This is a genomic window from Kitasatospora sp. NPDC002522 (assembly GCF_053595195.1).
On sequence record NZ_JBSFXE010000037.1, the window covers coordinates 41,151 to 64,735 of the forward strand.

General features: G+C 72.5%; 18 protein-coding genes. 9 read left to right on the forward strand and 9 right to left on the reverse strand.

The window, feature by feature from the left end:
• Positions 1 to 44 precede the first annotated feature (44 nt).
• Together ACWD4U_RS26915 and ACWD4U_RS26920 are read right to left on the reverse strand one after the other, a co-directional pair.
• Positions 45 to 5,285 carry a type I polyketide synthase gene (locus ACWD4U_RS26915; RefSeq protein ID WP_363457738.1) on the reverse strand — a complete coding sequence of 1,747 codons (5,241 nt, stop codon included), beginning with the start codon at positions 5,283 to 5,285 and terminating at the stop codon, positions 45 to 47.
• Between the two features lie 136 nt (positions 5,286 to 5,421).
• Positions 5,422 to 6,771: a cytochrome P450 gene (locus ACWD4U_RS26920; RefSeq protein ID WP_363457741.1), complete on the reverse strand. Its 1,350-nt coding sequence runs from the start codon at positions 6,769 to 6,771 to the stop codon at positions 5,422 to 5,424.
• Positions 6,772 to 7,368: 597 nt separating this feature from the next.
• On the opposite strand from ACWD4U_RS26920, the gene ACWD4U_RS26925 reads away from it, so the two are divergent.
• Both ACWD4U_RS26925 and ACWD4U_RS26930 read left to right on the forward strand, forming a co-directional pair.
• The gene (locus ACWD4U_RS26925) at positions 7,369 to 8,238 is read left to right on the forward strand and encodes an oxygenase MpaB family protein (protein WP_363457744.1); all 870 of its coding nucleotides are present in this window, start codon (positions 7,369 to 7,371) and stop codon (positions 8,236 to 8,238) included.
• Positions 8,239 to 8,267: 29 nt separating this feature from the next.
• Positions 8,268 to 8,969: a hypothetical protein gene (locus ACWD4U_RS26930; RefSeq protein WP_363457747.1), complete on the forward strand. Its 702-nt coding sequence runs from the start codon at positions 8,268 to 8,270 to the stop codon at positions 8,967 to 8,969.
• Positions 8,970 to 9,031: 62 nt separating this feature from the next.
• Here ACWD4U_RS26930 and ACWD4U_RS26935 read toward each other — a convergent pair whose 3' ends face one another.
• From ACWD4U_RS26935 to ACWD4U_RS26945, 3 genes are read right to left on the reverse strand one after another with little or no spacing between them, the layout of a single operon-like run.
• On the reverse strand, positions 9,032 to 9,499 hold the full coding sequence (locus ACWD4U_RS26935; protein ID WP_363457749.1) for a hypothetical protein: 468 nt from the start codon (positions 9,497 to 9,499) through the stop codon (positions 9,032 to 9,034).
• A gap of 24 nt (positions 9,500 to 9,523) precedes the next feature.
• Positions 9,524 to 9,754 carry a hypothetical protein gene (locus ACWD4U_RS26940; protein ID WP_363457751.1) on the reverse strand — a complete coding sequence of 77 codons (231 nt, stop codon included), beginning with the start codon at positions 9,752 to 9,754 and terminating at the stop codon, positions 9,524 to 9,526.
• Positions 9,751 to 10,275 (reverse strand): carboxymuconolactone decarboxylase family protein, encoded by a 525-nt coding sequence (locus ACWD4U_RS26945; protein ID WP_363457754.1) that lies wholly within the window; start codon positions 10,273 to 10,275, stop codon positions 9,751 to 9,753. The genes ACWD4U_RS26940 and ACWD4U_RS26945 overlap by 4 nt, the downstream gene beginning before the upstream one ends.
• Before the next feature lie 93 nt (positions 10,276 to 10,368).
• Between ACWD4U_RS26945 and ACWD4U_RS26950 the strand changes: the two genes are divergently transcribed.
• A complete protein-coding gene (locus ACWD4U_RS26950; RefSeq protein ID WP_363457757.1) occupies positions 10,369 to 10,920 on the forward strand; it encodes a TetR/AcrR family transcriptional regulator in 552 nt (183 codons plus the stop codon).
• Positions 10,921 to 11,038: 118 nt separating this feature from the next.
• Positions 11,039 to 12,253: a M20 metallopeptidase family protein gene (locus ACWD4U_RS26955; protein WP_363457759.1), complete on the forward strand. Its 1,215-nt coding sequence runs from the start codon at positions 11,039 to 11,041 to the stop codon at positions 12,251 to 12,253.
• Between the two features lie 191 nt (positions 12,254 to 12,444).
• On the opposite strand, the gene ACWD4U_RS26960 is transcribed toward ACWD4U_RS26955, so the two are convergent.
• Positions 12,445 to 13,443: an Lrp/AsnC family transcriptional regulator gene (locus tag ACWD4U_RS26960; protein WP_363457762.1), complete on the reverse strand. Its 999-nt coding sequence runs from the start codon at positions 13,441 to 13,443 to the stop codon at positions 12,445 to 12,447.
• A gap of 148 nt (positions 13,444 to 13,591) precedes the next feature.
• On the opposite strand from ACWD4U_RS26960, the gene ACWD4U_RS26965 reads away from it, so the two are divergent.
• Positions 13,592 to 15,094 carry an MFS transporter gene (locus tag ACWD4U_RS26965; protein WP_363457764.1) on the forward strand — a complete coding sequence of 501 codons (1,503 nt, stop codon included), beginning with the start codon at positions 13,592 to 13,594 and terminating at the stop codon, positions 15,092 to 15,094.
• On the opposite strand, the gene ACWD4U_RS26970 is transcribed toward ACWD4U_RS26965, so the two are convergent.
• From ACWD4U_RS26970 to ACWD4U_RS26980, 3 genes are all read right to left on the reverse strand, one after another.
• Positions 15,055 to 15,960, reverse strand: a complete 906-nt coding sequence (locus tag ACWD4U_RS26970; RefSeq protein WP_363457766.1) for a hypothetical protein — start codon at positions 15,958 to 15,960, stop codon at positions 15,055 to 15,057. The genes ACWD4U_RS26965 and ACWD4U_RS26970 overlap by 40 nt on opposite strands.
• Positions 15,961 to 16,117: 157 nt before the next feature.
• Positions 16,118 to 17,269, reverse strand: a complete 1,152-nt coding sequence (locus ACWD4U_RS26975; RefSeq protein ID WP_363457769.1) for a metallophosphoesterase — start codon at positions 17,267 to 17,269, stop codon at positions 16,118 to 16,120.
• A gap of 144 nt (positions 17,270 to 17,413) precedes the next feature.
• On the reverse strand, positions 17,414 to 18,571 hold the full coding sequence (locus ACWD4U_RS26980; protein ID WP_363457771.1) for a LacI family DNA-binding transcriptional regulator: 1,158 nt from the start codon (positions 18,569 to 18,571) through the stop codon (positions 17,414 to 17,416).
• Positions 18,572 to 18,857: 286 nt separating this feature from the next.
• Between ACWD4U_RS26980 and hisC the strand changes: the two genes are divergently transcribed.
• The 4 genes from hisC to ACWD4U_RS27000 all read left to right on the forward strand — a co-directional run bounded on the left by hisC (position 18,858) and on the right by ACWD4U_RS27000 (position 23,577).
• Complete coding sequence (gene hisC / locus ACWD4U_RS26985) at positions 18,858 to 19,934, forward strand: histidinol-phosphate transaminase (RefSeq protein WP_363457774.1); 1,077 nt, start codon at positions 18,858 to 18,860, stop codon at positions 19,932 to 19,934.
• A 282-nt stretch (positions 19,935 to 20,216) separates the two neighbouring features.
• Positions 20,217 to 21,605 (forward strand): efflux RND transporter periplasmic adaptor subunit, encoded by a 1,389-nt coding sequence (locus ACWD4U_RS26990; RefSeq protein ID WP_363457777.1) that lies wholly within the window; start codon positions 20,217 to 20,219, stop codon positions 21,603 to 21,605.
• Complete coding sequence (locus tag ACWD4U_RS26995; RefSeq protein WP_363457780.1) at positions 21,605 to 22,378, forward strand: ABC transporter ATP-binding protein; 774 nt, start codon at positions 21,605 to 21,607, stop codon at positions 22,376 to 22,378. Before ACWD4U_RS26990 ends, ACWD4U_RS26995 begins: the two co-directional genes overlap by 1 nt.
• A complete protein-coding gene (locus tag ACWD4U_RS27000; RefSeq protein ID WP_363457783.1) occupies positions 22,375 to 23,577 on the forward strand; it encodes an ABC transporter permease in 1,203 nt (400 codons plus the stop codon). The genes ACWD4U_RS26995 and ACWD4U_RS27000 overlap by 4 nt, the downstream gene beginning before the upstream one ends.
• Positions 23,578 to 23,585 lie beyond the last annotated feature (8 nt).

The window sequence follows — 23,585 nt, forward strand, 5'->3', positions numbered from 1 at the left end:
CTTCGTCGTGGACGGCGCGGGCGTCGTCCGCCGGCGGCACGTCTTCACCCGGCGTCGGGGAACGGGGCGGGAGCCAGGTGCTCGTCCAGCCATTCGGCGAGGCTGGCGGCGCTCGGCTTGACCCAGATGACGCCGGCCTTGATCTCGATCCCGAGCGCCTGCTGCAGCCGCTGTTGCAGTTGCACCGCGCCGAGGGAGTCGAGACCCAGCAGCACCATGCTGGTGTGCGGTCCGATGTGCCGGGTTCCGCCGCCGAGGAGTTCGCGGACCTGGGTGATGATGAACTCCTCAAGTATCAGGCGGCGTTCGGCTCCGCTCGGGGCGGCGAGCAGTTCGTCACGGACCGGGAAGGAGGTTTCTTCGGACGCCGGGGCCTCGCCGAGGAGTTCGGCCAGCAGGGCGGAGCCTCGCACGGCCGGGTAGGGCGCGGTCCACTGCCACACGTCGATCGGCGAGTAGGCGATTCGGCGGTGACCATCCGTCAGGATGCGTTCCAGGGCGGCGATTCCGTCGGCGGGTGAGATCATGAGGACGCGCTGCCGGGCGAGGTGCCGGCCCCTTCCGACCTCGCTCCAGGCACCCCAGTGGATGCCGGTCGCGGGAAGGCCCTGGCTCTGGCGCCACTCGACCAGGGCGTCCAGGAAGCCGTTGGCCGCCGCGTAGGCGGCCTGCCCGGGTGAGCCGAGCAGGGAGGCGACCGAGGAGTAGACCACGAAGTGGTCCAACTCGTGGTCGATGCTGGCCTGGTGGAGTGCCCAGGCGCCGTCGGCCTTGCCGCGCCAGACCCGGGCGGTCAGGTCCTGGTCCAGGTTGGCGAGGACGGCGTCCTCGACCAGCCCGGCCGCGTGCACGATGCCGCGCAGCGGCAGTCCGCCCTCGACGGCTGCCGCGATGGCCAGTTGCACGGTGGACGGGTCGCCGAGGTCGCCGAGGGCCACGGTGAGGTCCGCGCCCGTGGAGGCGCGCAGTTCCTCCAGCACTCGCTCGGCGTGCGCGGACGGGGCGGATCGGCCGCACAACACCACCCGGCGCATGCCCTGTTCGGCCAGCCAGCGTGTCGTCAGCAGGCCGAGGCCGCCGAGGCCGCCCGTCACGAGGTACGCGCCGTCCGTCCGTACCGGCGTGGGCAGGCTGAACGGTGCCGGGCCGGTGCGGACCCGGGCGACGCGGCGTTCCTGCTGACGCCAGGCGATCTCGACCATCGGCCGGTCGGTGGCGAGCAGGTCGTCGAGCAGTACGTCCAGCGGGGTGTCGCCGGCCAGCTCGATGCTGCTGGGCCGCAGTTCGGGGTGTTCGAAGGCGGCGACCCGGAGCAGGCCGCGCAGGCCGGCTGCGCCGAGCGGGCCGTCGTCGCTGCGCCAGACGACCCATAGCCGGGGCAGGTCAGTGCGGTGTGCGAGCTGTTGCAGGATCGCCGTCACCCTGTCGACGTCCTTGCGCGCGGCCGTTGCCCGGTCCTGGTCCGCGGCGGGAGTGATGGCGATCAGCACGGACGTCGGGGAGTGCGGGGTGTCCTCGTCCAGTGCCGCGGCGATTTCCTCCGCGTCGAACGCGTCGGACATGACGCCCTCCGGGCGGGTGAGCAGGCGGCTGCCCGCCGACCGTTGACCCAGCATGGTGCACAGGCGCCGGGGCCACACCGGCCCGTCCTCGGCAAGGACCAGCCACCTCCCGTCCGCCGGTTCCTCGGCGGTGGGCGTCGGCTCGGGCACCCAGGCCAAGTGGGCCAGGCGGGAGGCGAAGCGCTCGGCGGGCGGGGTGATGTTCGCCAGCCGCAGCCCGCGGATCTCGGCGACCACGGTGCCGCTCGCGCTCACCAGACGTGCGGAGGCGACGCAGGTCAGATCGTCCACCTTGTGCAGTTCCACCGCTGCCAGTCGGGTGTGCGCGGTGGGGCCGTAGAGGCGGATCTCCTCGAAACCCGCCACCACGACCGGGCCCGGGCTGGTGGCGTGGTGCGCCAGCCAGACGGACACCACGGTCTGGACGACCTCGTCGGCGAGCGCCGGGTGCAGCGCCATCGCCCAGGCCGAGACGCGGGCTGTCTCGGCGATCCGCAGCCGGGCGACGGCCCGGTCCTCCTCGGCGTGCACCTGGATGCCGTCCAGCGCGGTGAAGGCCGGGCCGTGCTGCACGTTGTGCCGCTCGCGGAAGTGCCGGTAGAGGTCGGCCGGGGAGGAGTCGGCCCACTCGGGGCCGGCCGGGACGGACGGGTCCGCCGGCGGCGCGGCGTCGAGGGCGGACAGCGGCCGCACCGTGCCCCTGGCGTGGACGACCACGCCGCCGTCCTCGTCGAAGGACAACACCTCGGCCTCGGCGCTGCCGTCCGTGCGCAGCAGACGGGTGGTGACCAGCGGTTCCGGGTCCAGGACCAGCGGGTGGTCCACGCGCAGGTCGCTCACCGCGATTCGGTCGGTGCCGAACACCCGGGCACCCGACGCCAGCAGCATCTCCGCGAAGCCCGTTCCGGGCAGTACGGGTACGCCTGCGACCCGGTGGTCGTCCAGCCAGGGAAGACGGCCCGGGCTGATCGGGGTCTGCCACAGGTGCTGGTCGGGCGTCTGCGGGTCGCGGACGTGCCCGCCGAGCAGGGGGTGCTGCTCGGCGCCGACCAGGCCGGGGGCGACCAGCACGTGCGGCTCCTCGTCGCCGCCGAGGCGCACGCGCTCCCAGGTCGTGCCGGGGACGTCCGCCAAGTCCCCGCCGTCGTGGTGGGCGGACCAGTCGATGCCCTCGTACCCGGCGCAGTGCACCGCGCCGAGGTGGGTGAGGAAGGCGTCCTGGTCGTCCAGGCCCTGGCGCAGGGTGCCGACGGCGACGGCGTCGCGCACACCGTCCGCCTGGGCGGTGTCCAGGATCGGGCGGACCGCCAGCGGGTGGGCGGTGCATTCGATGAACAGCCGGTGCCCGGCGGCCAGCGCGGCGGAGACGGCCGTCCGGAAGCGCACCGGGTCCCGCTGGTTGCGGACCCAGTACGCGCCGTCCAGCGGTCCGGGCTGTTCGGGGTCCTCGCTGACGGTGGAGAAGAACCCCGTGCCCGGCGGCAACGCCGATACGCCCGCCAGGGCGGTGCGGAGCTCGTCCAGGATCGGATCGACCTTCGGCGAGTGGGAGGCCACGTCGACGTCGATCATCCTGGCGACCGTGCCCTGCGCGGTCCACGCCTCGACCAGGGCGGCCACCTGCCCGCTGTCGCCGGAGACGACCGTGGTGCCCGGCGAGGTGAGCACGCCCAGGGAGACGCCGTCCGCGCCCGCACGCTCGATCGCGGCCCGGACCTCCTCCTCGCCGAGCATCACCGAGGCCATGGCCCCACCGGAGATGGTCGCGAGCAGGGCCGCGCGGCGGCAGATCACCTTCACTCCGTCGGCCAGGCCGAGCGCGCCGGCCACCACCGCCGCGGCCACCTCTCCCAGCGACTGCCCGATCACCGCGGCGGGCTGCACGCCCCAGGAGCGCCACACCGCGGCGAGTGCGATCTGAACCGCGAAGAGCATCGGCTGGACCCGTTCGATCCCGATCGAGACGTCCCCCGCCTCGATCAACTTCCGTACCGAGAAGCCCCCTTCGGCCTGGATCAGTGGCTCCAGTTCGTCGATGGCTGCGGCGAACACCGGTTCGCCGGCCAGCATGCCCCGGCACATGTCCGGGCGCTGGGAGCCCTGGCCGGTGAAGACGAGGACCGGACCGGCATGGCCGGGCGGCAGCGCCACCGGGCCGCTCGCCGTCCCGTCCGCCGTCTCCCCGGCGGCGAACGCCCGTGCGCGGGCGCTCAGTTCGTCCAGGTCGCGGGCGGCCACGGCGAGCCGCTGGTCCGCGTGCGCTCGGCGCTGGGCCAGGGTGTGCCGCACGTCGAGCGCGTCGACGCTCCCGCCCGCGGTCCGGGCCCAGTCGGCGAGCCGTCCGGCCGAGAGCTGCAGCGCCTTCGGCGAGTTGCCGGACAGCAGGTACAGCCCGGCGCTTCGCCCGGCCGGGCGACGGCGCGGCGCGGCGGGAGCCGCCTCCAGTACGACGTGGGCGTTGGTCCCGGTGACGCCGTACGAGCAGACCGCGGCCAGTCGGGCCTCGCCGGGGACCGGCCACTCGGTCAGCTCGGTCGGCACGAACAGCCGCGAGGAGCCGTCGCGTTGGATCGCCGGGTTCCACTCCCGGAAGTGCAGGTTCGGCGGGATCACGCCGCGCCGGAGCGATTCGATCGCCTTGATGGCGCCGGCGATGCCGGAGACGGGCTCCGTGTGGCCGATGTTCGTCTTGACCGACCCGAGCGCGCACCGCCCCCGGCCGTGCCCGTACACCGCGTCGATCGAGGTGTACTCGACTGGATCGCCGACCGCCGTACCCGGGCCGTGCGCCTCCACCAGCCCGACCTCGCCGGGGTCGATGCCGGCCTTCTTCACCGCCTCCCGGAACAGCGCCTGCTGGACCTCGGTGGAAGGCGCGGTCAGCCGGGTCGCCTGGCCGTCGTTGTTGACCGCACTGCCACGGATCACCGCCAACACCCGGTCCCCGGCGGCCCGTGCGTCCGCCAGCCGCTTCAGCACCAGCACTCCGGCGCCCTCGCCGCGCACGTAGCCGTCGGCCCGGGCGTCGAAGGCATGGCACGCACCACGCTGTGACAGCAGCAGCGGAGCCTCGTAGTAGTGCGTCTCCGGGGAGACCATCAGCAGCACGGCGCCCGCCAGGGCGGTGTCGCACTCCCCCAGCGTCAGCGCCCCGCACGCCGCGTCCAGGGCCACCAGCCCGGACGAGCAATGCGTGCTGACCACCATCGACGGACCGCGTAGGTCCATCGAGAAGGCCACCCGGCCCGCCGCTCCGGCGGTGAAGTTCCCGAACAGGTACGGGCTGTTCGGCGAGTCCTCCACCGGCCGTGCCTCACGGAACAGGTTGTCGGGCGCGTAGGTGCCGATGTACACCCCGGTACGCGATCCGCGCATCCGGTCCATCGGGATGCCCGCGTGTTCCACGGCCTCCCAGGCCACCTCCATCAGCACCCGGAACTGCGGATCGACCCAGCGCTGCTCCGACGGCGCCACCGAGAACGCCGCCGGATCCCAGGCCCACACGTCGCCCTCAAGGAAACAGCCGATGCCGGCCCGCTCGGCGATCTCGGGATCGTGGATCGCGGCCAGGCGCCTGCTGTTCCAGCGGCCTTCGGGCACCGGTCCCACCGTGTGCCGCCCCGCGGCCGCGAGGTCCCACAGCCCTCCGGCGTTTTCCACCCCGCCGGGGAAGCGACAGCCTATGCCGACGACCGCGATCGGCTCGACCTCTGAGGCAGACATCTCGTTCCTTCCAAAGTGAGCGCGAGCGGGGTGAGAGCGAAGGACCGAACTCGGAGCGAAGTCAGAAGGAGCCGGGGAAGGGGCTCCGGGAAGCGGCGGCGGGGCGGGAAGGCAGCTTTCGCCGGCGCGGCCGGCGCTAGCTCCTGGGCTGCACCGTCATCGGCAGGCTGCTGGGCCGGAGAGTCCCGTGGGCGATCTCCCGCACCTCCACGCCGGGGACGGGTACGAGCCGCCAGCGCGCCACGATGGTCGCCACCACGATGACCATCTCGGTCATCGCGAAGTGGTCGCCGATGCACTTGTGGCGACCACCGCCGAAGGGCATGTACGGCGCCTTGAGTTCGGGGTCCGCCCACCTGTCGGGATCGAAGCGATCGGGTTGCGCGTACAGGGCCGGGTCGCGGTGCATGGCCGTCAGGCTGTAAACGAGGTTGGTGCCCGCGGGGAGTTGCGCCCCGCCCAGGTCGACCTCGGTGTTCGACGTCCGCATGAGGATCCACGGCGGTGTGTACAGGCGCAGTGCCTCGGTGACGAGGCGCCGGGTGAACACGAGCTGCGGCAGCTCGTCGAAACCCGCGTTCCGGCCCTGCAGCACGGAGTCGACCTCGTCGGTCAGTCGCTCGTACAGCTCGGGGTTCCTGCCGAGTTCGTGGAACAGCCAGCTCAGGGTGGTGGCAGAGGTCTCCATGCCGGAGAAGAAGATGGTCAGCACCTCGTCGAGCAACTGCTCGCTGGTCATGCCCTGATCGGTCCCGTCGTCGCGTGCCGCGACGAGCATCGACAGCAGGTCCCCGCGGTCCGTCGGGTCGGCCAGGTACGCCTGCACGAAATCGGTCACGAGCTCGCGGAGTTCCGTGCCCGCCCGGTCGAACCGGCGGTTGCCCGGTGTGGGAAGAGATCCCAGCAGGTCAGGTGCGATGGTGTGCCAGAGCACCCCCTTGAGGAGCGTGTCGAGGTGCTTCGACACCTCCGCCGCGGCCTCCTCCGACAGGCCCTGGCGGAAGAGCGTCCGCGCGGTGATCGCGCACAGGAGCCTGTGCATGGCCCGGTCCAGATCGACCCGTTGGCCGGCCTGCCAGCGCCCGGTCAGCCGGGTGGATTCCTCCACCATGGCCTCGGCGTATTCGCGAAGCCTCGCCACATGGAACGCCGGCATCATCATGCGACGCTGCTTCAGGTGGTAGGCCCCGTCCGACGTGGCGATGCCGTAGCCGGCGAAAGCCCTCGCCTTCGCGAAGACACGGCCGCGGTCGAACGAGTCGGCCCGCGTCACCAGGACCTGGTTCAGCAGTTGCGGCGAGTTGACCACGTAGAAGTCCGACGAGCCGACCCTGATGCGTACGAGATCGCCGAGCCCGCGCAGTTCCAGAAGGTAGTCCAACCGCCTCCGGGCAAGTGGTATGAGATGCCCGACCAGTGGAAGGCCGCCTGGCGCCAGCGGCACCACACCCGACCTCGCGACGGCGGACTTTGCCAGCAGTTTCATCCTGCCTGCTTTCTCCCTGGGCATCCACGGACGGCGGAACGGCCTGCCCGGCCCCCCCATGGTCGATGGCGGGGCCGAGAAATCCTCAAGTTTTCCGGCCCCGCCCATTCATAACGGGGCATCACGGCAGGCGGTTCACCTCCCGAGGACATCGCCGGCGCACCGTGCCCGACCAGGCACACCAACGGAACAGGTCACTCGGACCAACCTCACCCCTGCTGCTTGACAGCCAAAGGAGCATCCCCAACGATGTTCCGGGTGTGGCCCGGTGGACAGCTCCTCGACCAGTTCTGCACCCCCGCGCCGCCGGTACCCGACCCTCTTCACCGTGGCGGTCATTACCACCGCCGCGTCGTTGAGATCGCCCGGGCGACCTGACGACTGATCACCGGATTCCACGGCCGTTATTGCGCCGTCCCGGCCTGGCGCTCCAGGCCGGCCATGACGTCCGACCACCCGTCAATGAAATCAACGACCCGGGATTCGCGGTCCTCGTTCCGGTCACGCCGGATGGGTTTCCGGGCGATCCGGTCGACGAAACCTTCGCGCTCCAGGGCAGCATTCGCCAAAGGCCGAGGAGAGGACAGTTACCGACCAATGGGCCGCTACAGCAGGCTGCACTACATCCAGACCCTGGATCCCGAGCGTGACTACGACGAAATCTTCAAGCTGGTCACCCGATACGAGTTCCCCTGGGACTACCACACCGGATGGTCCTTCGCGCTGGTCACCGACTTCGTCATACCCAGCATCACCCACACCCTGGCCGGCACCGGGGAGTTCGCCCACCGCGGCATGAAGCGCTACGACGACACCATGCTCTTTCCCTTCGAAGCCCATCGGGACGGACTCGACTCCGCCCACGGCAGGGAAGCCGTACGCGCGCTCAACAAGATCCACGGCCGCTACACCATCTCCAACGAGGACTACCTGCACATCCTCGCCGGCCACGTCGTCGCCGCGATCGACTGGATCAACCAGTACGGCTGGCGCCCCCTGTCCGACCACGAGCAACGCGCCATCGCCCTGGCCCACCGCAGGCTCGGCGAACTCATGGGCATCAAGGACATCCCGTCCTCGTACGACGAGTTCAAGACGTGGCTGGAACGCGACATCCAGGAACGCGGCACGTGGCACTACGCGAACGGCGCCATGGTCGCGCACGCCATGCGGATCATCGCCGCGCTGTGCCCACCCGGCACGCGCACGATCGCGACCAAGGCCATCACGTCGATGATTCCCGAGAACATCCGGGGCATCCTCGACCAGCCGCCCCTGCCCGCCTGGTTCGGCGCCCTCGTCCGCCGCGCGCTTCGCGCCCGGGGCCGACTGATCCGCCTCACGCCCCCGCGGCCGGACTCCCGGCCCTACGTCCGAAAACCCCGCAGCTATCCGCGCGGCTGGACCATCGGCCAACTCGGCCCGGACCACCACACCGAATCCGCGGCAGCCGGGGACACGCAATGAAGGAGACGCCACCGCCCCGGGAGGTATCGATGTCCCAGCCCCGGTCCAAGTCCCAGAGCGGGGATATCAAATACGCCGCGTGGGCGGGAATCGTACAACTTCCCGCCGGGTTCATCGTGCTCATCATCGCGGGGAGCTTCCCCCACGTATTCCCCGTCTGGGACGAGCCTCCGTCGGAAATCGTCTCGTTCATGGTGAACAACGCTCCACGAGTCGTCATCGGCTGCTTCGGAAATGCCCTTGCATTTCTTCTGATGATCTGGTTCGTCGTTGGCCTGACGGAAATGATCCGATCGAGAACGACCTCACCGCGCCCGGTCTTCACCCAACTCATCACACCGTGTGCGGTCGCTACCGTCTCCACTTTCACGGCATCGACAGTTCTCTGGCTGGCAACCCTGCTCGGGGCCCTGGGGCACCCCGTGGCGATGAGCACGTCCATGGTCCACTACACCTTCATCACGTCCATCCTCTTCTGGCCGTTCGCCGAACTTCCCGCAGCCCTCATGATGATCGCAGCCGGGGTCGCCACCCTTCAGGTGCCGGATTTTCCCACATGGCTGGCGAAGTCCGCCTTCCCGGTGGCCGCCTTGAATTTCGCGATCAGTTTCGCAGTCATCGCGAAGAACGGATGGCTGGCACCGCTCAATCTGACCATGATCGTCCCGATGGGGCTGATTTTCGGCTGGATGACCGCAGCCGGAGTGGTCATGCTCCGCGCCGAGCGATGACCCTGGATCCACCAGCCGAGCCGGCCGTCCCCCCGGAGGGGGCGGACTGTAGTGACTGACGATCAGAGGCGGCGGGTGGTGGTGGCGGTGGTGAGGATGAGGGCGCTGGTGATCGTGTAGAAGGGGGCGGGGAACGCGGCCAGCACGCGTTCGGTTTCCTTCAGGTCGGCCTGGTGCGCGGAGCCGGTGGCGATGCCGAGGGCGATGAGGGCGATGGCCAGGGCGTACGCGGCCCGCAGGGGGCGCGGCACGCGCGGCAGTTCGAAGGAGCTGCGGACCTGGTTGGCCTTGACGCGGGCGGCGATCAGGCGGAAGAGCCCGACGATGAAGACCGGGAAGACGGCGAGGAACAGGCCGAGCACCAGGGGCTTCGGGACGAGCGAGCGGCTGGGGAGCCAGGTGGCGGAGAGGCAGAGCAGGTCGATGCCGCACAGCGTGGCGGTCAGCAGGTAGTGGCCGCGTTCGAATCCGCGCAGTCCGTGCAGCGCCGGGTAGGGCGTCCCCGACTCGTTCATCCCCGGCTTGCCCATCCCCGACGCCTCCCCCACCAGCGATCATGACGGCGGATCAGCGTCCTCCGTACCCGAGGGGCGGTAGGTGATCCGGGCTACGGCGGGGGCCGAGACCACCTGGACGGTGTCGGTGCCGGGGAAGCGGAGGTGAGCGAAGCCGCCTTCCAGGGTGACCTGGACGTCGGTGGCGGTGCTGACGGGGTGTCCGTCGGCGTCCAGGACGGTGTAGCCGGGGCGGAGTTCGACGGTGCCGTGGTGGCTCTGCGGGCTCATGCGGGGACCTCCGGGAAGTCGAGGACGGGCTGCGCCAGGTGGTTGAAGTAGTTCGACAGGGTGTTGAGTGCGATGTGGGCGGTGATCTCGGCGAGTTCGGCGTCGGTGACACCGGCTTCGCGGGCCGTGGCGAGCTCCTCGTCGGTCACCCGGCCGCGGGTGTGCAGGATGCGGTCGGCGAGGTGCAGGACGGCGTCGGCGTGCGGGTCGGTGTCGTCGGCGGCCTGCCGGGTGCGGGCCAACTCCTCGTCGCTGAGGCCGAGCAGGCGGCGTCCGCGCAGCGTGTGGGCGCTCACGCAGTAGGTGCACTCGTTGTGCTGGGCGGTCAGCAGGGCGAGCTGCTCGCGCAGCCGCGGGGTCAGCGCGCCGGCCCCCAGGTGCTCGTGCAGAGCCAGGTAACCGCCCAGTGCGGCAGGGCTGTTGGCGAGGGTGGCGTGCAGGTTGGGCAGCCGGCCGAGGCGGGCGCGGGTGCGCTCCAGCAGGCCGTCCGGGTCGTCCGTGAGCAGTGGCAGGCGTGGCATGACCCCTCCAGATGGTACCGACCGGTTCCGTTCTGACTGGGAGACGGTACCGATCGGTACCGAAATCGTCAACTACCCGCTAACCTGAGGAACATGGCCACCCACGCACGCGCCCGCCTGCTCGACACCGCCGAGCAGCTCTTCTACGCCGAGGGCATCCGCGCCGTCGGCGTGGAACGGATCCTGGCCGACTCCGGCGTCGGCCGTGCCTCCTTCTACCGGCACTTCGCCGGCAAGGACGACCTCGTCGTCGCGGTCCTCGCCCGCCGCGACCAGAACTGGCGCGACTGGCTCTCCGAGCGGGTCACCGCCCTCGGCGGCAAACCCCTGAACGTCTTCGACGCCCTCGCCGAACGCTTCGCCCGCGCCGACTTCCGCGGCTGCGCCTTCATCAACACCATGGTCGAGACCGCCGACCCCGACAGCCCCGCCCACCGGGTCGCCGCCGAGCACAAGGAGAAGGTCACCGGCTACCTCGCCGCCCTGCTCGCCGCCGACGGCCGACCCGGCGACCAGGCCGCCGAACTCTCCCGCCGCCTCGTCCTGCTGATGGACGGCGCCATCGTCACCGCCCTGCGCGAAGGCACCACCGCCCCCGCCGCCGAGGCCCGCGCCATCGCCGCCGCACTCCTCGGCCCGTCCTGACCGATTCGTGCGCGGCCGGACCGACTCCGGCCGATCCGTGCGAGCGGGCGTACTACGGCGGCACCGGGGTGAGGATGCGAACGTTTCGCCCACCCCCGTCCACCCAGGAGGCGCGCCCATGTCGGCCGACGTTCACCCCGACCCCACCCCGCTGCGCCAGGCCGCCGCCGCCCTGCAGCCCGACCTGGTCGCCCTCCGGCGGGCCCTGCACCGCGACCCCGAGATCGGCCTGGACCTCCCCCGCACCCAGGCCAAGGTGCTCGCCGCCCTGGACGGCCTCGGCCTGGAGACCACCGTCGGCAAGCACCTCAGCTCGGTGACCGCCGTCCTGCGCGGCGCCCGCCCCGGCCCCGCCGTCCTGCTCCGCGCCGACCTCGACGCGCTCCCGGTCACCGAGGCGACCGGCCTGCCGTACGCCTCCGAGGTGCCGGGCGCGATGCACGCCTGCGGCCACGACCTGCACACCGCCGCGCTGATCGGCGCCGCCAGGCTCCTCGCCGCCCGGCGGGAGGAGCTCGCGGGCAGCGTGGTCTTCATGTTCCAGCCCGGCGAGGAGGGCGGCGGCGGCGCGGCCCTGATGGTCGACGAGGGCGTACTGGACGCCGCCGGGGAGCGCGTGGTCGCCGCGTACGCGCTGCACGTCGGCGCCTCGCTGCTGCCCGCCGGCTACGTGGCCGGGCGGCCCGGGCCGATCATGGCGGCCTCGGACACGCTGCGGGTGGTGGTGCGAGGCCGCGGCGGCCACGGCTCCAGCCCGCACCTGGGGATCGATCCGGTGCCGGCCGCGTGCGAGGCGGTGCTGGCCCTGCAGACCATGGTCACCCGGCGCTTCGACGCCTTCGACCCGGTCGTCCTCACGGTCGGCACCTTCCACGCCGGTACGGCCGAGAACGTGATCCCGGACGAGGCGGAGTTCGGGGCGACGATCCGCTCGTTCTCGCCGGAGGCACGCGAACGCGTGCTGACGGAGGGCCTGCGGGTGGTGCGCGGCGTGGGGGAGGCACACGGCTGCGAGGTCGAGGCGGAGATCGAGCCCGGCTACCCGGTGACGGTCAACGATCCGGTGGAGGCGGCGTACGCGGAGCGGACGGTGCGTCAGGTGCTGGGGGCGGAGCGGTACATCGAGATGCCGCGACCGGTGGCCGGGTCGGAGGACTTTGGGGTGCTGGCGGAGCACGTTCCTGCGGCGTACGTGATGTTCGGCGCCTGCCCGCCGGAGAAGGACCCGTTCACGGCGCCGTACAACCACTCGGCGGAGGCGGAGTTCGATGACGGGGTGCTGGGCGACGCCAGTGCGGTGCTCGCGGCGTTGGCGCTCGGGAGGAGCCGCTAGGAGCCGCCAGGAGTCGCTAGGGGCCCGGGGAACGGCGGGAGTGCGTGGCGGTCGGGGTCACAGGGCGCTGCAAGGTCTTGGCGTATGGAGGTCTCCGGAACCCCGAAGCCCCCAGACGCCACCGCGCCCTTGAGACCACACCGCCACGCACTCCCGCCGTTCCCCGGGCCCCTTTCGGCCCGGAGGGCCTCTCAGGCTCGCGGTTCGATCGGGACGTAGTCCGTGGCGCGGCCGTCCGGGGTGAGGAGGTGGCCGACGAGTTTGAGGGTGCGGAGGGTGATCTGGCGGTTGAGGATGCGGAGTTCGGGGAAGCGGCGGGTGAGTTCGGACTCGATGCGGCGGAGGTCGGGGATCTGGGGGGCGATCAGGTAGAGGGCGAGGTTGGCCGGGCCGACCGTGACGGCGCACAGGCGGGTCTGGGGGAGCGCGGCGAGGCGGCGCGCGGCTTCGGGGAGGCGAGTGGGCGGCACGTCGAGCCAGAGCATCGCGCCGACGGGGTGGCCGGTGACCCGGGGGGAGGCGTCGCAGCGCAGCACGAGGCGGCCGGAGTCGCGGAGTTCGGCGAGTCGGCGGCGGACGGTGGAGGCGGGGAGGCCGGTGCGGGCGGCGAGTTCGGCGTAGGGCATGCGGCCGTCCGCGCCGAGGGCCTGGATGAGGGCGAGGTCCTCCTCGATCCGGCGGGACGGCAGCGGGTGCGGGGGTGGCGGCGAGACGGTGAGGGCGCGGCGCTGGTCGGCGTCCAGCGCGCCGTTGGTGAAGCGGCTGCCTTCGACCAGGGTGCGTTCGACCAGGGAGGTGCGGGTGCGCAGGACGCCGGGGACGGTGCCGACCCGGTCGAGGAGGTAGGCGGTGAGCCCGGCGTGGTCGAGCGCGGCGACGGTGAGCAGCAGGTCGGCGTTGCCGGTGACCAGTTCGATGCTGGCGGTCTGCGGGTGGCGTCCGAGCTCCGCGGCGACCTCGGTGACCCGGTCGGCGGTGCACTCGACCTCGATCAGTGCGGACAGGCCGCGGCCGATCCGGTCGGCGGAGGGGTAGCAGGTCACCCAGGCGTCGCCGTCGGCGGTGAGGCGGGCCCAGCGGCGGGACAGTGTGGCCGGGTCGACGCCCAGCGGGGCGGCCAGCCGGGACCAGGGAGCGCGCGGGTCCATCCGCAGGGCGTCCACCAGGGCCAGGTCCAGCTCGTCGATCATGGCTGATCCTTGCGTCGGGAGAGCCGCTGGAGCGGATTCGTGCGAGGCGGGTGGTTCGGCCTCCAGGTTAGTCATCCTTGCCGCCACCCCCACCGACCGCGCCGGCGACGCCGACCGCGGCACCCTCCGCACCCCCGTGGATCCGCCGATGACCCCCGCCACGCCGGCCGACTCCCCCGCCACCCCGGCCGACTCCCCCACCGACGCCACCGAGAAGAGCGACACCACTGCCACGGCCACAGGCAGAGCCGTCGCGTCCGCCGTCCCGCTGCTCGTGCTGGTGGAGTTCGCCAGCGGCGTGCTGCAGGGCGGGTTCCCGATCCTGCTGCCGCGGGTGGGTGAGCACCTGGGCCTGCGGGCGTCCGACCTGAGCCTGGCGCTGGGCGTGGAGTTCCTGGTGTCGGGCGTGGCGGTGCCGCTGACCTCGCGGCTCGGCGACCTGTACGGCCACCGCCGCCTGCTGCGCGCCACCGTGCTGCTGACCATGCTGGGCTTCGTCGTGACGGCGCTGGCCGGGGACCTGACGACGCTGCTGCTGGGCCGGGCGCTGGCCGGGTTCCTGGCCTGCTGGCTGCCGTTGGAGTTCGCGATCCTGCGGGACAACCTGGGCGAGGAGCGCGGCGGCCGCGCGGTGGGGCCGCTGGTGGGCTCGCTGACGGTGGGTTCGACGCTGGGCGCACTGGCGGTCGGCGGGCTGGGCTCGGCGCCGTCGGCGACCCGGCCGCTGCTGTGGGCGCTGGCGGCGCTGCCGCTGCTGGCGTTGCCGGTGGTGTGGCGGCTGGTCCCGGAGTCCCGGACCCGGGCGCGCGGCCGGATCGACTGGGCGGGCGCCGCGCTGCTCTCGCTGGGCCTGACCCTGCTGCTGGCGGGCCTGGCCGGCAGCGCCGTGCTGCCGGGCACGGCCGTCGCGGGGCTGCTGCTGGGCGGCGTGCTGCTGCTGGTGGTGTTCGTGGTGCGGGAGTTGGGGACGGACCAGCCGATGGTGGACGTCCGGCTACTGGCCCGGCGGGCCACCGCGCCGGTGTTCGGGCTGAGCTTCCTGCTGGGCTGCGCGCTGTACGGGGCGCAGGGGCCGACGCTGGCGTACCAGGCGGCCAAGCCCGCCGAGACCGGGTACGGGCTCGGTGCGGTGCCGCTGGTGCTGGGGCTGCTGGTGCTGCCGCAGACGGCGGCGGCCACGGCGGGCGCGCTCACCGCACACCGGCTGGCGGCCCGTCAGGACGTGCCCCGGGTACTGGGGTTGGCCTTCGCGCTGTGCACCACCGGGTACGCGGTGATCGCGCTGGGGCACGCCGCGGCGTGGCAGTTCGTGCTGGGCGGTGCGCTGGCCGGGTTCGGCGGCGGCCTGGGGCTGAGCCTGCTGCCGGCGCTGCTGATGCGGCGGCTCCCGGCCGACCAGACCGGGATCGGAACCGGCGTCTACAACACCCTGAAGTCGCTGGCGGGTGCCGCGGCGGGGGCGGTCGCGGCGGCCGTGCTGAACGCCCTGGTGCTGCGGGCCGGGGTGCCCACCGAGGGCGCGTACACGCTGGTGTGGACGGGCTGTGCGGTGGCCTGCGCGGCGGGCGTGCCGCTGGCGCTGGCGCTGGGGGAACGGCGGGTGAGGGTCCGTCAGGTCTCGTCCGGGCCGGTGAAGTCCGGCGGGGTGTAGCCGGGGCCGGTGAACTCGGCGCGGCGCGGGTTGCCCTGGGCGTCGGTGAGGCCCTCGGGGCCGGGGCTGGTGAAGTCCGGGGAGGTGTACCCGGGCCCGCCGCGGGGGCCCCGGCCCTCGGCGTCGGTGAGGCCCTCCGCGCCGGGGCTGGTGAAGCCGGGGCTGGAGTAGGCGGCCGGGCTGTAGCCGGGGCTGAGCAGCTCGGGCGGTTCGGGCCGGGCGGCGGGCAGCCTGGCGATCGCCGGTTCGCCTGTGAGGTTGGCGTGCAGCCAGGGCAGGACGGCGCGCTCGCGCAGCGCGGTGTGCCAGGCGGCCCGCGCCTCGGCGAGGTCGGCGTGCAGGTGCGGGTCGGTGCCGCCGGGGGTGGCGGAGCCGTCGCGCAGCGCGGTGAGGACCAGTCCGGCGCCGCCGATCAGCAGCGCGGCGGCGCCGATCGCGAGGGCCGCCCAGCCGGCGGTGACCACGCTGCGCCCGAGCGCCAGGCCCGGGGCGGCGGCCCGCAGCAGGTAGCCGAGCAGCAGCAGGATGACGGCGGCCGCGCCGGCGAGGATCGGGGTGAGCACGGTGAGCACCGGGAACAGCCCGGCGCCCTGGTCGCTGCGCAGCGGCCGGGAGAGCGGCCCGTCGGCGGGCGCGGCCCGTTCGGCGAGGGCGGCCCGCAGTGCGGTGTAGTGGCGGTACTCGGGGTCGGCGGGCGCGGCGACGGTGTCGGCCTCCGCCAGGGCCTTGGTGTGCAGCTGTTCGGCGTTCAGGTGCCGGCCGGGGGCGCTCAGCGCCTGCCGGACGGATGCGTCACGCAGTGCTTCGTCCAGGATGCGCGAGAAGTCCGGGTGGTCCTGGGCGAGCAGGTGCGGGGCGTTGCTCATGGGTACCCCGTTCCGCGAGGTCAACGAGAGGGTTCTCGGCAGCCTCGATCGTAGGGGCGTGCGGGAGCGCGCGGACAGGCTCTTTCCGGAACTTCAGTGCGCTCAGTCCCCTTGCAGCGCCGCTCAGTTGTTCAGTGCGCCGGTCGCGGCCGGGGTGTCAGTTCAGCGGCAGCCGGGCGACCAGCAGGCGGCCTTCCATGGTCACGCCGCCGTCCATCGCGATGGCCAGCTCGTCGGCGTAGATGTAGGGGCCGGGGACGTGCGGCGCGGTGCCGTCCTCCGGATGGTCGCCGGTCAGGTACGGGATCGGGCTGTGGCCGTGCACCACCCGGTAGCCGCCGAACATGGCGAGCAGCTCCTGCGCGGCCATCACGCCGGACTGGCCGCGGAAGGCGAAGCGCTTGGTGAACTTGCGGAAGGCGTCCCACCACTCGTCGATGCCCTCGTCGGCGAGCAGGGTGTGCACGGCGTCGTTGACGTCGGCGATGGTCTCGCCGTACTCGAGGTACGCGGTGGTGTCGGAGTGCAGCAGCAGGTGGCCGTCCTCCAGGCCCATCGCGGGCAGCCGGGACAGCCAGCTGACGTGGTGCGGCTGCAGGCGCTCCAGGTCGTGCTGCTGGCCGCCGTTGAGGCGCCAGGCGGCGAGGAAGGAGGCGGTGCCGGCGGTGGACTGCACCGGTTCGTCGCCGTAGCGGGCGGCGCCGAGGAAGAGCAGTTCGTGATTGCCCATCAGGGCGCGGCAGTAGCCGCCGGCGGCGGCGGCCTCGGCGGCGAGCTGCATCACCAGGTCGATCACGCCGATGCCGTCGGGGCCGCGGTCGGTGAAGTCGCCGAGGAACCAGACCCGGGAGCGGCCGGCCGACCAGTGGCCGTCGGCGTCGATCAGGCCCTGCTGGTGGAGCGCGGCGAGCAGCTCGTCGAGGTAGCCGTGCACGTCGCCGATGACGAACAGCGGGCCGGGGCCCTCGCCGGGCTCGGGCTGCGGGTAGGGGAAGTGCACCTCGGGGGCCATCTCGGGGATGGGCGGGCCGAGTTCGATGGTCGGCGGGTCCTCGTGCGGGGCCGCCCCGGTGGGCGCGTAGTGCCCGGGGACGTGCCCGGCCGGCTCGATGAACTGGGCCTGGGCGGGGGCCCAGTGCTGTTCGAGGTAGCGGGCGCCGCCGTAGGTGCTGTGGGTCTCCTCGTACGGGTAGCCGGCCGGCTCGGCCGGCTCGAAGTACGAGCCCTGCGGGAGCACGTCGAGGTCCTGGTGGGGGCGGGGTACCGAGTGCTGGTGCTCGGGCTCGCGGAAGAGGTCCTCGGGTGTCATTCGCCCATCATAGAAAGCGCACTCTCCCGCCGTCCTCACCTGGTCGGTAATCCGTTCCGTCGGGCCGTCAGCCGGTCCGCCGGCCGCCCGGTCTGCCCCGGTCTGGGATGGTCCAGACCAGTGGCGGAGCGGGCGGCGGGCGGGTCACACCTCGCCGGGCGGGCGCGGCGGGCTGACCGTGGTGCGCGGACTGCGGCGCTGCGAGGAGGCCCGGACGATCAGCTCGGTGGGCATCAGGGTGCCGGGCGGCGGCCCGGTCCCGGCGGTCCGGTAGCGCGGCGGGAACAGCCGCCCGGTGCCGGCCGGGGAGCCCGCCTCGACTCCCTCGATGGCGTCGATCAGCAGGTTGACCACCGTGGTGCCGATCCGCCGGGGCTTCAACGACAGCGTGGTGATCGGGGGTTCGGTGTTGGCGTAGACGTCGGACTCGCTGCAGCAGACCAGCAGTAGGTCGTCCGGCACCCGCAGCCCGTAGCGCCGGGCGGCGGCCAGCAGGTCGGTGCCGTTCGGGTCGAACAGCCCGTACACCGCGTCCGGCCGGTCCGGCCGGGCCAGCAGCCGGTCGGCGGCCACCGCCCCGGCGGCCGGGTCGTGCGCCGGGTACGCCTCGTAGACCGGCTCCTGCCCGACCCGGGCGCACCAGCCGAGGTAGGCCTCGGTGGAGAGCCGGGTGTAGGTGTCGGTGGAGGTGCCGGTCAGCAGGCCGATCCGGCGGGCGCCGGCCTCGCTGAGGTGCTCCAGGATGTTCAGCACGGCCGCCTCGTGGTCGTTGTCGACCCAGGCGGTGACCGGGCAGTTGCCCGGTTTGCCGTCGCTGACCACCGGTACCCCGGACCGGTAGAGCTCGGTGACCAGCGGGTCCTGGTCGGGCGGGTCGATCACCACCGTGCCGTCGAGCGCGATGTTGCTCCACACGTCGTGCCGGGAGGACGCGGGCAGCACCACCAGCGCGTAGCCGCGGCCCAGCGCGGCGCTGGTGGCGGCCCGCGCCATCTCGGCGAAGTACGCGAACTCGGTGAAGGTGAAGGGCTCTTCGCCGTAGGTGGTGACGGTCAGGCCGATCAGGCCGGACCGCCCGGTGCGTAAGGTCCGGGCGGCGGCGGACGGGCGGTAGCCGAGGCGCTCGGCGACCTCGCGCACCCGGCTTCGGGTCTCGTCTGGCAGGCGGCCCTTGCCGTTCAGGGCGTCCGAGACCGTGGTGATGGACACTCCGGCGGCGGCTGCGACGTCCCGGATGCCGGCCCGCTCCAGACGCCGTGAGGCGATGGCTCGCCGACCGTTCTGGTTGGCTGCTGCTGTCATGGCGGACCGATCGTATGGCGCATGACGGCGTTCCGTGACCGGTTCGCTACAGGTCGCAGAAGATACGTTTCTCCGCGACCGGCTCCGGCGGGCACCCTTCGATAGCTGCGGTTTTCCCGCTCCGATACCTCTGACATGTGCCAAAGGAACCCGGCAGAATGGCTGATCTGCACCCGTAACCCGGACGAGCATCTCACCCTCACGGGTGAGGGCGGTCGGTATCGTTCACGGCACCCGACCGGGGCGCAACGGCACCACCGCCGAGGAAAGAGAAACGGAGAACCCCGTGGTTGAGCGCGAGCAGGGGCCCCGGCTGCGGCCGACCCTGGACGGCATCCCCACCTACAAGCCCGGCAAGCCCGCCAGTGCCGACTCGTTCAAGCTGTCCTCCAACGAGAACCCCTACCCGCCGCTGCCCGGCGTGCTGGAGGCCGCGGTCGCCGCCGCCGGATCGTTCAACCGGTACCCGGACATGGCGGTCACCGGCCTCACCGCCGAACTCGCCCAGCGCTTCGGCGTCCCGGCCGAGCACGTCGCCACCGGCACCGGCTCGGTCGGCGTGGCCCAGTCGCTGGTGCTCTCCACCGCCGGCGAGGGCGACGAGGTGATCTTCGCCTGGCGCTCGTTCGAGGCCTACCCGATCATCACCCAGGTCGCCGGGGCCACCCCCGTGCCCGTCCCGCTCACCGCGGACGAGGCCCACGACCTGGACGCGATGCTCGCCGCGATCACCGACCGCACCCGGCTGATCTTCGTCTGCAACCCGAACAACCCCACCGGCGCGGCCATCCACCGCGAGGACCTGGTCCGCTTCCTGGACGCCGTCCCCGCGCACATCCTGGTCGTGCTCGACGAGGCCTACCGCGAGTTCATCCGCGACGCCGACGTCCCCGACGGCATCGAGCTCTACCGCGACCGCCCCAACGTCTGCGTGCTGCGCACCTTCTCCAAGGCCTACGGCCTGGCCGGCCTGCGGGTCGGCTTCGCCGTCGCCCACGAGCAGGTCGCCACCGCGCTGCGCAAGACCGCCGTGCCGTTCGGCGTCAGCCAGCTCGCCCAGGACGCCGCGGTCGCCTCGCTGCGCGCCGAGGACGCCCTGCTGGAGCGGGTCGAGTCGCTGGTCGGCGAGCGCACCAGGGTCACCGCCGCGCTGCGCGCCCAGGGCTGGACCGTGGTCGACTCCGAGGCCAACTTCGTCTGGTTGCGCCTGGGCGAGCGGACCCTCGACTTCGCCGCCGCCTGCGCCGAGGCCGGCGTGGTGGTCCGCCCCTTCCCCGGCGAGGGCGTCCGGGTCTCGATCGGCGAGGAGCGCGGCAACGACCTCTTCCTGGCCGCGGCCGAGGCCTTCCGCAAGGAGCTCTGACCCCCTCCGCCACCTGATCGACCGTCACCCGCCGGGGCGCGCACGCTGGTTGCGCGTCCCGGCGCGGCGTTTCCCGGAGTGCGCGCCCGCCCGGGTGCGGGTGAACCGGGGACGGGACTTCGCTGGGAGGTTTCTGGGAGGGCGGTCAAGGGCTGGTGGTCGGCCGGTAGGGCGGTGGGGTCCGGGCGGGATGTTTGCGGGGATATGTCCGGATCGCTGCTGCCAGCGGGCGTCCAGGATCCGCACAGGGCGGCGCAAAGGAACCCGGCGAAGCTGTCCGCCATGAAGGTACTTCCGCGACGGCGTGGTGCCGTCCTCGTCAACTCCGCGCTCGGCGTGGCCCTGCTGGGCGGGGCCGCGCTGGCGTACACCACCCTGGACAGCGGGACCAGCAAGGCCGCCACCACCTCCAGGGTCCGGACCGCCACGGTCGCCAAGGGCACGGTCCTGGCCACCGTGTCCGGATCCGGCACGCTCACCTCGCCCTCCGACGCGGGTCAGGACTTCACCACCGGTGGCAAGGTCACCGCGATCAAGGTGGCGGTCGGCGACACGGTGACCAAGGGACAGGTGCTGGCCACGGTCGACACCACCGCCGCCCAACAGCAGGTGGACGCGGCGCAGTCCGCGCTGAACACCGCCGAGGCCAACCTCACCAAGGCCGAGGCGGGCGAGACGGTGACCACCACCGTGCCCGGCAGCTCGACCGGCAACTCCGGCTCCGGCAGCGGCGGTTCGAGCCGCAGCGGGTCCACGGGCGGTGCGGGCGCCGGCGCGACCCCCACCCCGCAGCCGAGCACCACCACCACGGTGAAGGTCGACCAGGCGCAGGTCGCCCAGGCCCAGCAGCAGGTCGACAGCGCCGAGACCTCGCTGACCAACGCCAAGGCGGCGCTGGCCGGCACCACGCTGACCGCGCTCACCGACGGCACCGTGGCCTCGATCTCCGGCAAGGTCGGCGAGACCGTCTCCGGCGGCTCGTCCGGCTCCTCCTCCGGCTCCTCCGGCGGCTCGTCCGGCAGCAGCAAGACCGGTACCAGCACGGGGAGTTCCAGCAGCACCGGGCTGTCCGGCTTCATCGTGCTGACCAACCCGACCGGGATGCAGGTCAACGCCTCCTTCTCGGAGCTGGACTCGCTGAAGCTGAAGAAGGGCCAGGCTGCCACCGTCACCCTCAACGCGCAGTCCGACACCAAGCTCAACGCCACCGTGCTGTCGGTCTCCTCGCTGCCCTCCAGCTCCAGCAACGGCGCCGTGCAGTACGGCGCGACGCTGCAGATCACCGGCGACACCTCCACCCTGCGCACCGGCCTGAGCGCCACCATCGCGGTGACCACCGGCGAGGCCGACAACGCCCTGTCGCTGCCCGCCGCCGCCCTGCAGGGCACCGGCGCCACGCGCACCGCCACCGTGGTCCACGACGACGGCACCACCGAGCGCGTGCAGGTCGCCGTCGGCGTCGAGGGCGACAGCACCGTGCAGGTCACCGACGGCCTGACGGAGGGCGAGAAGGTCGAGCTGACCTCCACCACCGCCGGCACCGGCAACGGCTTCCCGTCCGGCAACTTCCCCGGCCTGAACGGCGGCGCGGGCGGCCTCGGCGGGACGGGCGGCGGCTTCGGCGGCGGCGGCACCCGCAGCGGCGGCGGCGCGGCCGGAGGCTCCCGCTGATGGGCACCGCCAAGCCCCCGGTGATCCAGATCCGCCGGGTCACCAAGTCGTACGGCCACGGCGACGCCGTGGTGCACGCCCTGCGCGGACCGGCCGGCCAGGACGGCACGCCGCTCGGCGTGGACCTGGACATCGACGAGGGCGACTTCGTCGCGGTGATGGGCTCCTCCGGCTCCGGCAAGTCCACCCTGATGAACATCCTCGGCTGCCTGGACGTGCCCACCGCCGGGCGCTACCTGCTGGACGGCATCGACGTCGGCCACCTCGACGAGGGCCAGCTGGCACTGGTGCGCAACCGCAAGATCGGCTTCGTCTTCCAGTCCTTCAACCTGGTGCCGCGCACCACCGCGCTCGCCCAGGTCGAACTGCCGCTGGCCTACGCCGGGGTGCGCGCCGCCGAGCGGCGCCGCCGGGCGCTCGCCGCGCTCGGCCTGGTCGGCCTCGCCGACCGCGCCGGACACAAGCCCAACCAGCTCTCCGGCGGCCAGCAGCAGCGCGTCGCGGTGGCCCGCGCCCTGGTCACCGCGCCCGCGATGCTGCTCGCCGACGAGCCCACCGGCAACCTGGACAGCCACTCCACCGAGGAGGTGCTCGGCATCATCGACCGCCTCAACGTGCTCGGCCGCACCGTGGTGATGATCACCCACGAGGACGAGGTCGCCCGGCACGCCAAGCGGGTCATCCGCCTGGTCGACGGCGCGATCATCAGCGACGTGCGGCAGGCGCCGGTCGACGGCCCGCCGCCCGCCCTGGCCGCGGAGGTGCTCGCGTGATCGCCTGGCAGATGCTCCGCTTCGCGGTCGGCGGCCTCGCCGCCAACAAGGTCCGCTCCGGGCTGACCATGCTCGGCGTGCTGATCGGCGTGGCCTCGGTGATCCTGCTGCTCGCCGTCGGCAACGGCTCCTCGGTGGCGGTGAAGGAGTCGATCACCTCGCTCGGCACCAACTCGCTGACCGTCTCCTCCTCCGCCTCCCGCGGCGCCGCCACCGCCGCCAAGAAGCTCACCGTGGAAGACGCCAAGGCGCTCGCCTCGGCCACCGACACCCCGTCGATCAAGTCGGTCGCCCCGGTGGTCACCACCACCGGCACCGCGCTGTACGGGAACATCTCGTACCAGCCCGGGCAGATCGTCGGCACCTACCCGGCGTACTTCGAGACCGCCAACCAGAAGGTCGCCAAGGGCGACTACTTCTCCGCCGACGACGTGCTGAACTCCCGAAAGGTGGCGGTGCTCGGCTCGACCACCGCCAAGCAGCTGTTCGACACCGAGGACCCGATCGGCAAGAAGATCACCATCGGCGGCACCCCGTTCACCGTGGTCGGCGTGCTCACCACCAAGGGCTCCACCGGGTTCAACGACCCCGACGACGTGGTGATCGCGCCGCTGCCGACCGTGCAGAACGCCTTCACCGGCTTCGGCTCGGTCAACCAGATCCTGGTGCAGGCCTCCTCCGCGGAGTCCACCACCGAGGCGCAGGCCGACATCACCCGGATCCTGATGGGCACCCACGCCATCAAGGACGCCACCAAGGTCGACTTCCGGATCAGCAACCAGACCTCGCTGCTGTCCGCCCGCGAGTCCACCACCAAGACGTTCACGGTGCTGCTCGGCGCGGTCGCCGCGATCTCGCTGCTGGTCGGCGGCATCGGCATCACCAACATCATGCTGGTCACCGTCACCGAGCGGACCAAGGAGATCGGCATCCGCAAGGCGCTCGGCGCGCCCCGCGCGGTCATCCTCGGCCAGTTCCTCGCCGAGTCCACCCTGCTCTCGGTGATCGGCGCCGGCCTCGGCGTGCTCGCCGGGATCATCGGCTCGCACTTCTCGGTGGTCGGCATCAAGCCGGTGGTGATCCCCGAGTCGGTGCTCGGCGCCTTCGGCATCGCCGTCGCCATCGGACTGTTCTTCGGCAGCTACCCCGCCAACCGGGCCGCCTCGCTGCGCCCCATCGACGCCCTGCGGCACGAATAAGGAGACCC